General features: G+C 74.4%; 9 protein-coding genes. 6 read left to right on the forward strand and 3 right to left on the reverse strand.

What is annotated here, in order from left to right:
- The 4 genes from ACYVI6_RS17110 to ACYVI6_RS17125 all read left to right on the forward strand — a co-directional run.
- Window positions 1–1,289 (forward strand): alpha/beta hydrolase (locus ACYVI6_RS17110; RefSeq protein WP_460447521.1); only part of this gene is annotated, 1,289 nt, incomplete at its 5' end.
- Window positions 1,290–1,373: 84 nt separating this feature from the next.
- On the forward strand, window positions 1,374–2,594 hold the full coding sequence (gene ilvA / locus ACYVI6_RS17115) for a threonine ammonia-lyase (protein ID WP_460447522.1): 1,221 nt from the start codon (window positions 1,374–1,376) through the stop codon (window positions 2,592–2,594).
- Window positions 2,595–2,733: 139 nt separating this feature from the next.
- Window positions 2,734–3,717, forward strand: a complete 984-nt coding sequence (locus ACYVI6_RS17120; protein WP_460447523.1) for an ATP-binding cassette domain-containing protein — start codon at window positions 2,734–2,736, stop codon at window positions 3,715–3,717.
- Complete coding sequence (locus ACYVI6_RS17125) at window positions 3,714–4,514, forward strand: ABC transporter permease (protein ID WP_460447524.1); 801 nt, start codon at window positions 3,714–3,716, stop codon at window positions 4,512–4,514. The genes ACYVI6_RS17120 and ACYVI6_RS17125 overlap by 4 nt, the downstream gene beginning before the upstream one ends.
- 87 nt (window positions 4,515–4,601) lie before the next feature.
- Here the strand turns inward: ACYVI6_RS17125 and greA are convergent, their stop codons facing one another.
- On the reverse strand, window positions 4,602–5,087 hold the full coding sequence (gene greA / locus ACYVI6_RS17130) for a transcription elongation factor GreA (protein ID WP_460447525.1): 486 nt from the start codon (window positions 5,085–5,087) through the stop codon (window positions 4,602–4,604).
- Window positions 5,088–5,235: 148 nt separating this feature from the next.
- A complete protein-coding gene (locus ACYVI6_RS17135; protein ID WP_284288097.1) occupies window positions 5,236–5,622 on the reverse strand; it encodes a DUF4307 domain-containing protein in 387 nt (128 codons plus the stop codon).
- 118 nt (window positions 5,623–5,740) lie between these two features.
- On the opposite strand from ACYVI6_RS17135, the gene mca reads away from it, so the two are divergent.
- Together mca and ACYVI6_RS17145 are read left to right on the forward strand one after the other, a co-directional pair.
- Window positions 5,741–6,634, forward strand: a complete 894-nt coding sequence (mca, locus tag ACYVI6_RS17140; RefSeq protein WP_460447526.1) for a mycothiol conjugate amidase Mca — start codon at window positions 5,741–5,743, stop codon at window positions 6,632–6,634.
- Window positions 6,631–6,966, forward strand: coding sequence for a hypothetical protein (locus ACYVI6_RS17145; protein ID WP_460447527.1), 336 nt, complete (start codon window positions 6,631–6,633; stop codon window positions 6,964–6,966). The genes mca and ACYVI6_RS17145 overlap by 4 nt, the downstream gene beginning before the upstream one ends.
- Here ACYVI6_RS17145 and ACYVI6_RS17150 read toward each other — a convergent pair.
- Window positions 6,862–8,073: a bifunctional glycosyltransferase family 2/GtrA family protein gene (locus ACYVI6_RS17150; protein WP_460447528.1), complete on the reverse strand. Its 1,212-nt coding sequence runs from the start codon at window positions 8,071–8,073 to the stop codon at window positions 6,862–6,864. The two genes, ACYVI6_RS17145 and ACYVI6_RS17150, sit on opposite strands and share 105 nt — an antisense overlap.
- Between the last annotated feature and the right edge of the window lie 168 nt (window positions 8,074–8,241).

Genomic DNA, 8,241 nt, shown 5'->3' on the forward strand with positions numbered 1-8,241 from the left:
CGGTGCGGCTGCGCCGGCTCGCCGTGCTGCGACCGGCGGTCGTGCGGGCCGCCAGGTCGGCGCCGCCGTGGGCCCGCGTGCTGGCCAGCCGGGTGCTCGTCGCGGCCGACCTCGCGCGACTGCTGGAGCACGTGCCCGTCGAGCGCGACCACGTGGGCCGGGCCCGGTGGCAGCGCGACGTCGCGCAGCGTCGCGAGTGGCTGCACGGCACCGTCACGCTGCGCCGGCCCGACGGCTCGGTGCTGCGGCAGCCGCACCGGCTGCTGTGGTTCGACCCGGCCGGCGACGGCACGGTCGTCGAGGCGCTCGGTGACGTCGAGCGGGCCGAGCACCTCGCGGTGTTCGTGCCCGGCACCGGCAGCGACCTGCACCGCGAGGGCGGGGCGGTGCGGCGGATGCTCCCGCTGGCCGCCGCGCACCCCGGGCTCGCGGTGGTGGTGTGGCAGGGCGCCGACCACCCCGACCGGCCGTTCGACGACGGCGTGCTGCCGCTGCGCGAGCACGTCGTGGCCGCCGCCTACCGCGACGCCGCCGACCGCGCGGGACCGGTGCTGGCGGCCGACGTCACCGGGCTGCAGCAGGCGCTGCCGGGCCGCGACGTGACCGTGCTCGGGCACAGCTACGGCGGCTCGATCGTGGGATCGGCGGAGGTGCACGGCATGGTGGTCGACCGCGTCGTGCACGTCGCGAGCGCAGGTGCCTTCGCCCGCGACCTGTCCGAGTACGCCGCGCCCCCTGGGCGGACCCTGCGCTTCTCGCTGACCGCCGAGGACGACTCGATCCGGCTGGCCCAGGGGTACGACGCCGACGACGCGAGCGACCGGCTGCGGGCCATGGGGCCGCGGGTGCTCGACCCCGTCGACCCGCTGTGGGCGCCCGTGGTGGCGGGGGCTGCGACGCGCCTGCTCGGCGACCCGCAGCAGGTCGGCCACGGGCTCGACCCCGACCTGCTCCCCGGGGTCGTGCGGCTCGACCCCGGCGTGCACGCGTCCGGCCGTCCCGTGCGCGGGCACAGCGGGGTGTTCGACCCCGGCAGCACCTCGTGGCTCGACCTGCTCGGGGTGATGACGAAGGGGCGGGTGCGGGTGCTCGACCCGGGGGAGTGGTCGAGCCACCTCGAGCCGCTGTCGGCGCACGCCCTCCCGCACCTCGTGGTCGACCGCTCGCCCTGGACCGGCGCCGGCACGGGCGACGGCGCCGGCGACCCGCGCCCCGGGTTCCCCGGGCGGGTGCTCGACCTCACCGACCCGCGCCCGGCGCCGGCGACGGGCGCGGGCGGTGCGCCGTGACGTGCGCGCGGGGCCCGGGCGCAGCCCGACCGACCGGTCGGCCCGGGTCCCGGCACGGGGTCGGCACCTGCCAGAATCCGCCGCATGGCACCAGCGACGCTGCCCGTGACCCTCGACGACGTGCGCTCAGCCCGCGAGGGCCTGGCCGGCGTGGTGCGACCGACCCCGCTGGAGTACAGCCGGGCGCTCAGCGACCGCGTCGGCGGACCCGTGCACCTCAAGTGCGAGAACCTGCAGCGAGCCGGGTCGTTCAAGATCCGCGGCGCCTACACGCGGATGGCGCGGCTGACGCCGGAGGAGCAGGCCCGCGGGGTCGTGGCGGCCAGCGCCGGCAACCATGCGCAGGGCGTGGCGCTCGCGGCGCAGCTGCTGGGCATCGAGGCGACGGTGTTCATGCCGACCGGGGCGCCCATCCCGAAGCTGCTGGCCACCCGTGCCTACGGCGCCCGGGTCGAGCAGGTCGGCCTGACGATCGACGACTGCCTCGTGCACGCCCGCGCGTTCGAGGCCGAGACGGGCGCGGTGCTGATCCACCCGTTCGACCACGCCGACATCGTGGCCGGCCAGGGCACGGTGGGCCTCGAGATCCTCGAGGAGTGCCCGGACGTGCGCACCATCGTGGTGTGCACCGGTGGCGGCGGACTGCTGGCGGGCATCGCGACGGCGGTGAAGGCGCAGCGACCCGACGTCCGGGTCGTCGGGGTGCAGGCGGGGCAGGCCGCGGCGTACCCGGCCTCGCTCGCCGCCGGTCACCCGCTGCCCGTCGGGCGCATGAGCACCATGGCCGACGGCATCGCGGTGGGCTGCCCCGGCGAGGTGCCGTTCGCGCTGGTGCAGGCCCTGGTCGACGACGTGGTGACGGTCTCCGAGGACTCGCTCGCGAAGGCGCTGCTGTTCCTGCTCGAGCGGGCCAAGCTCGTCGTCGAGCCCGCGGGTGCGGCGGGGGTGGCCGGCCTGCTCGAGCAGCCGCACGCGTTCGAGGCACCGGTCGTCGTCGTGCTGTCGGGCGGCAACATCGACCCGCTGCTGCTGCTGCGGGTGCTGCGGCACGGCATGTCCGCCGCGGGCCGCTACATGGAGCTGCGGCTGCGGGTGCCCGACCAGCCCGGCTCGCTGGCGGCGCTGCTCGCCGTGCTGGCGCAGGTCGACGCCAACGTGCTCGACGTCGAGCACGTCCGCACCGGGCGGCCGATGCACGTCGACGAGGTCGAGGTGACGCTGCGGCTGGAGACGAAGGGCGTCGAGCACAGCGAGACCGTGCTGGCCACGCTGCGCGGCGCCGGCTACCCGCTCGACGTCGCGTAGCCCGAGCCCGCGGGTCGGCACCGATGAGTCCCGGGCGCTCGCCCGGTCGATGCTGCATGACGACGATCCGCGACCCCCGTCCCGAGCTGCCGCGCCAAATACCTCGCCCGCTGTCGGACCACCCTGCCAGGGTGTCGTCATGACCGACGCGGTGGTGGCCGAGGGCCTGGTGAAGCGGTACGGCGAGGTGACGGCGCTCGACGGGCTCAGCCTGCGGGTGCCCCAGGGCACGGTGCTGGGGGTGCTCGGGCCGAACGGCGCGGGCAAGACGACGACGGTGAGGGTGCTCACCACCCTGCTGCAGCCCGACAGCGGTCGGGCCGAGGTCGCCGGCATCGACGTGCTGAAGGACCCGCGGGGGGTGCGCAAGCGCATCGGGCTCAGCGGGCAGTACGCCGCGGTCGACGAGTACCTGTCCGGGCGGGAGAACCTGGCGATGGTCGGCAACCTGTACCACCTGGGCCGGCGCACCGCGAAGGCCCGGGCGACCGAGCTGCTCGAGCAGTTCAGCCTGTCCGATGCGGGCGACCGCCCGGTCAAGACCTACAGCGGCGGCATGCGGCGGCGGCTCGACCTCGCCGGCGCGCTGGTCGCCGACCCGCCCGTGCTGTTCCTCGACGAGCCGACGACCGGCCTCGACCCGCGCAGCCGCAGCGAGATGTGGGACGTCGTGCGCGGCCTCGTCGCCGCCGGCACCACGCTGCTGCTCACCACGCAGTACATGGAGGAGGCCGAGCAGCTGGCCCACGACATCGTGGTGGTCGACCGCGGCCGGATCATCGCCGAGGGCACCGCCGACCAGCTGAAGAGCCAGGTGGGCGGCGAGCGGCTCGAGGTGGTGGTCGCCGACCCGTCGCAGCTCGAGCAGACGCGCGGGCTGCTGTCGTCGGTCGCCTCGGGCGACCCGAGCACCGACGAGCACACCCGCCGGGTGAGCATCCCGGTCTCGACCGGTACGGCGAGCCTGGTCGAGGCGCTGCGGCGGCTCGACGGCGCCGGCATCGCGGTGAGCGACGTCGCGCTGCGCCGGCCGACGCTCGACGACGTCTTCCTCAGCCTCACCGGCCACGGGGCCGAGTCCGACGACCCGACGACCTCCGACGAGACGGTGGCAGCCCGATGAGCACCTCGACGGCCCTCAACGACGGCCTGGTGGTCGCCCAGCGCAACCTGATCAAGATCAAGCGGGTGCCCGACCTGCTGGTCTTCACCACCCTGCAACCGATCATGTTCGTGCTGCTCTTCGCCTACGTGTTCGGCGGCGCGATCGACGTGCAGGGCAGCAACTACAAGGAGTTCCTCATCGCGGGGATCTTCACCCAGACCGTCACGTTCGGGGCGACGCTCACCGGCGCCGGTCTCGCCGACGACATGAAGAAGGGCATCATCGACCGGTTCCGGTCGCTGCCCATGTCGCGCTCGGCGGTGCTGGTCGGCCGCACCGTCAGCGACGTCGCCAACAACCTGCTCGTCGTCGTGGTGATGTCGCTGACCGGTCTGGTCGTCGGCTGGCGCATCCGCAGCTCGTTCCTCGACGCCGTCATCGGCTTCGCGCTGCTGCTGCTGTGGGCCTACGCGTTCAGCTGGATCATGGCGTTCGTCGGCCTGCTGGCACCCAGCCCGGAGGTCGTGAACAACGCCTCGTTCGTGGTCATCTTCCCGGTCACGTTCATCGCGAACACCTTCGTGCCGCTCGAGACCCTGCCCGGGGTGCTGAAGACGTTCGCGGCCTGGAACCCCCTGTCGGCCGTCACCGAGGCCTGCCGCCAGCACTTCGGCAACCTCCCGGCGGGCCGGCCGGTGCCCGACTACTGGTCGCTGCAGCACGCGACGCTCTACTCGCTGCTGTGGATCGTGGTCATCCTGGCGGTGTTCGTGCCGCTGGCCACCCGGCAGTACAGCCGGGCCGCCAGCCGCTGACCCTCCCACCCGGAACGCACGAGGGCCGCCCCGGTCGACCGGGGCGGCCCTCGTGCTGCGGGTGGGCGTGGACGCCCGCCGTCGGACTCAGCCGGTGTAGGGCTTCGCCTCGCGGATCGTGACCTCGATCGACCGCCCGTTCGGCGCCTCGTACGTCGTGGTGTCGCCGACCTTGTGGCCGGTGATCGCCGTGCCCAGCGGCGACTTCTCGCTGTAGACGGTGAGCGAGCCGTCGGACCCCTCGCGGCTGCCGAGCAGGAAGGTCTCCTCCTCGCCGGCGACCAGGGCGGTCACGACCATGCCGGGCTCGACGACGCCGTCGTCGGCGGGCGCGTCGCCCACCTTCGCGTGCTGCAGCAGCTGGGTCAGCTGGCGCACGCGGGCCTCGTTCTTGCCCTGCTCCTCCTTGGCGGCGTGGTAGCCGCCGTTCTCCTTGAGGTCGCCCTCCTCGCGGGCGGCCTCGATCTTCTTCACGATGTCGGTGCGGTACTCGCCCGTCCGGTGGCTCAGCTCCTGCTGCAGGCGCTCGAACGCGTCCTGCGTCAGGAACGTCTCGCTACTGGTGTCGGTCACGGGGACTCCTTGCATGGTCTGGTGCACGAACGGACGAGCCGCACGTGCGTGCGACGCCTGGCCTCGTGCTCGAGGCCCGACGTCGCGAGGGAAACGACGAGTATAGCGACTCGGCCTGTGCAGCGTCCCCGTCGAGACCGGGTCCGGGTCACCCGCAGGAGTCGACGAGCCCCGTCACCGCGCGGGCCGACGTCCGCACGACGTCCGTGCGGCGCACCTCGCTCGGGCCGCCCGCGGGCACCGTGACGCTCGCGATGCCGACGGCGGTCTTGTGCTCGTCGAGCGCCCGCAGCCGGCAGGTCAGCACCCGGTCGCGCGGGCGCTGCACGTCGTACGTCACCTGCACCGCGGCGTCGCCCTCGACGACGTACCCGATCTGCTGCCAGTGCACGTCGACCGACCACTGCGTCACGGCCGCCCACACGCCGAAGGCGAGCGCGACGACCACGCCCGCCGCCACGCCGAGCACCGTCGCGCGGCGCCGCCGGCCCGGCGAGCGCACCCGGCCGTAGCGGGCGTCGAGGTCGGTGGGCACCGGGTCTCCCTGCCTGTCGCGGACGGCGGACGCACCGGTCGGGGGCCGGGCGTGCCGACCGTCGGTGGGTGCTGAGAGGATCATCCCGCACCCTGAGACCCACTCCCACGGAGGACCCGTGACCGAGCCGCTGCGGCTGCTGGCCGTGCACGCCCACCCCGACGACGAGTCGAGCAAGGGCGCCGCCACCATGGCCCGCTACGTCGACGAGGGCGCCGAGGTGCTCGTCGTCTCGTGCACCGGTGGTGAGCGGGGCGACGTGCTGAACCCGGCGCTGCAGGGCAGTCCGGAGATCGTCCGCGACATCGCCGAGGTGCGTCGTCGTGAGATGGCGGCCGCGCAGGCCGCGCTCGGCGTGCAGCACCGGTGGCTGGGGTTCGTCGACTCCGGGCTGCCGGAGGGCGACCCGCTGCCCCCGCTGCCCGAGGGCTGCTTCGGCCTGACCCCGCTCGAGACGGCGTCCGAGCCGCTGGTGCGGGTGGTGCGCGAGTTCCGTCCGCACGTCATCACCACGTACGACGAGAACGGCGGCTACCCGCACCCCGACCACATCATGTGCCACAAGGTGTCGGTCGAGGCCTTCCACGCGGCCGGCGACCCGGCGCGCTACCCGAAGGCCGGGGCGCCCTGGCAGCCGCTGAAGCTGTACTACAACCAGACCCTGTCGCGCGGCCGGATCATGGCCTTCCACGAGGCGATGCTGGCGGCCGGTCGCGAGTCGCCGTACGCCGAGTGGATCGAGCGGTGGGAGGAGCGCGGCGAGCGCCCGATCACCACGCGGGTGCCCTGCGGGGACTGGTTCGAGACGCGCGACCGCGCGCTCATCGCCCACGCCACGCAGATCGACCCCGAGGGCTCGTGGTTCTCGGTGCCGATGCAGCTGCAGCGCGACCTGTGGCCGACCGAGGACTACGAGCTGGCGCACAGCGAGGTGCCGGTCGACCTGCCCGAGGACGACCTGTTCGCCGGCGTCCGCACCGACCAGCCGATCGTCCTGCGCAGGCCCTCGTGACGCCGCTGGCGGTGCTGGCTGCGACCACCACCCCGTCGCCGGGCACCCCGCCGGCCGACAAGGTGACCCCCGGGTTCATCGGGTTCCTCGTGGTGTTCGTGCTGGCGATCGTCACCTGGTTGCTGTTGCGCAACATGACCGGTCACCTGCGGCGGATGCGCTTCCGCGAGGAGCAGGAGGCGGCGCGGGTGCGGGCCGAGCAGCCCGACCCGCCGGCCGGCGGGACGTCACCGGGTGCGGAAGACCCAGGCGCGCAGCAGCGCGAACCGCATCAGCGTCGCCGCGGCGTTGGCGGCGACCAGCACCCCGAGCTCGACCCACCGACCGGGTGACGCCGCGGCGTGCAGCGCCCACAGGCTGCCGCTGGTCAGGGCCAGACCGAGGCCGAAGACCACCAGCCCCTGCAGCTGCTGCCGCGCCGCGCCGTCCGAGGTGTCGACGCCGAAGGTGAACCGCCGGTTCGCGGCCGTGTTCGCGACGGCCGTCACCAGCAGCGCCACCAGGTTGGCCCACTGCGCGCCCGCGCCCGGTCGCAGGGCGACGAAGAGCGCCAGGTAGGCGAGGGTGCTCAGCACGCCGACGCCGGCGAAGCGCACCACCTGCGACAGCAGCCCGGCCGGCACGCCCTTGGGGGCGGTCAGCGCGCCGCGCCCCAGGCTCGCGCGCACCTGCGACAGCGGCAGCCGTCCGGTCGCGAGCGCGTGGCCGAGCCGGACGACGCCGCGCAGGTCGGCGAGCGCCGTCGGCACGACGTCGACCCGGCTGTCGGGGTCGTCGACCCAGTCGACGGGCACCTCGTGGATGCGCAGGCCGCTGCGCTCGGCGAGCACCAGCAGCTCGGTGTCGAAGAACCAGCCGGTGTCCTCGACGAGCGGCAGCAGCTGCTGCGCCACGTCGCGCCGCACCGCCTTGAACCCGCACTGCGCGTCGGAGAACCGGGCCGACAGCGTGCCGCGCAGGATGAGGTTGTAGCAGCGGGAGATCACCTCGCGCTTCGTGCCGCGCACCACGCGCGAGCTGCGGGCCAGCCGGGTGCCGATGGCGACGTCGGAGTGCCCCGACACCAGCGGCGCCACCAGCGGCAGCAGCGCGGCGAGGTCGGTCGACAGGTCGACGTCGGTGTAGGCCAGCACCTCGGCGTCCGACGCGCTCCAGACGGCGGCGAGCGCCCGGCCGCGGCCCTTCTCGTCGAGGTGCACCACCCGCACCTCGGGCAGCTCGGCGGCCAGCCGGTAGGCGACGTCGAGGGTGCCGTCGGTGCTGGCGTTGTCGGCGACGGTGATGCGGAAGCCGTAGGGCACGGTGTCGCGCAGGTGGGCGTGCAGCCGCCGCACGCAGACCGGCAGCGCGACCTCCTCGTCGTAGACGGGTACCACCACGTCGAGCGTCGTGGTGCGCGTGCCGGTGGCCAGGTCGCGCTCGGGCAGGACGAGGGTCATGTCACGCCACCTGGTGGGTCGAGGCGTCGGCGGGCTGGTCGAGCGCCTCGCCGAGCAGCGTCGGGCGTCCGTCGAGGGCGACCAGCCGGGCGCTCGCACCGCGGGCCGCGAGCACCACGGGGGCGCGGTCGCCGAGCAGCACGGCGGCCCGGGCCAGCGACGCGGCGG

Source organism: Angustibacter aerolatus (genome assembly GCF_054776675.1).

Coding starts and splice junctions, on each gene's coding strand:
- ACYVI6_RS17125 (WP_460447524.1), top strand. CDS start 3,714: ATGAGCACCTCGACGGCCCTCAACGACGGCCTGGTGGTCGCCCAGCGC.
- ACYVI6_RS17120 (WP_460447523.1), top strand. CDS start 2,734: ATGACCGACGCGGTGGTGGCCGAGGGCCTGGTGAAGCGGTACGGCGAG.
- ACYVI6_RS17150 (WP_460447528.1), bottom strand. CDS start 8,073: ATGACCCTCGTCCTGCCCGAGCGCGACCTGGCCACCGGCACGCGCACC.
- ilvA (WP_460447522.1), top strand. CDS start 1,374: ATGGCACCAGCGACGCTGCCCGTGACCCTCGACGACGTGCGCTCAGCC.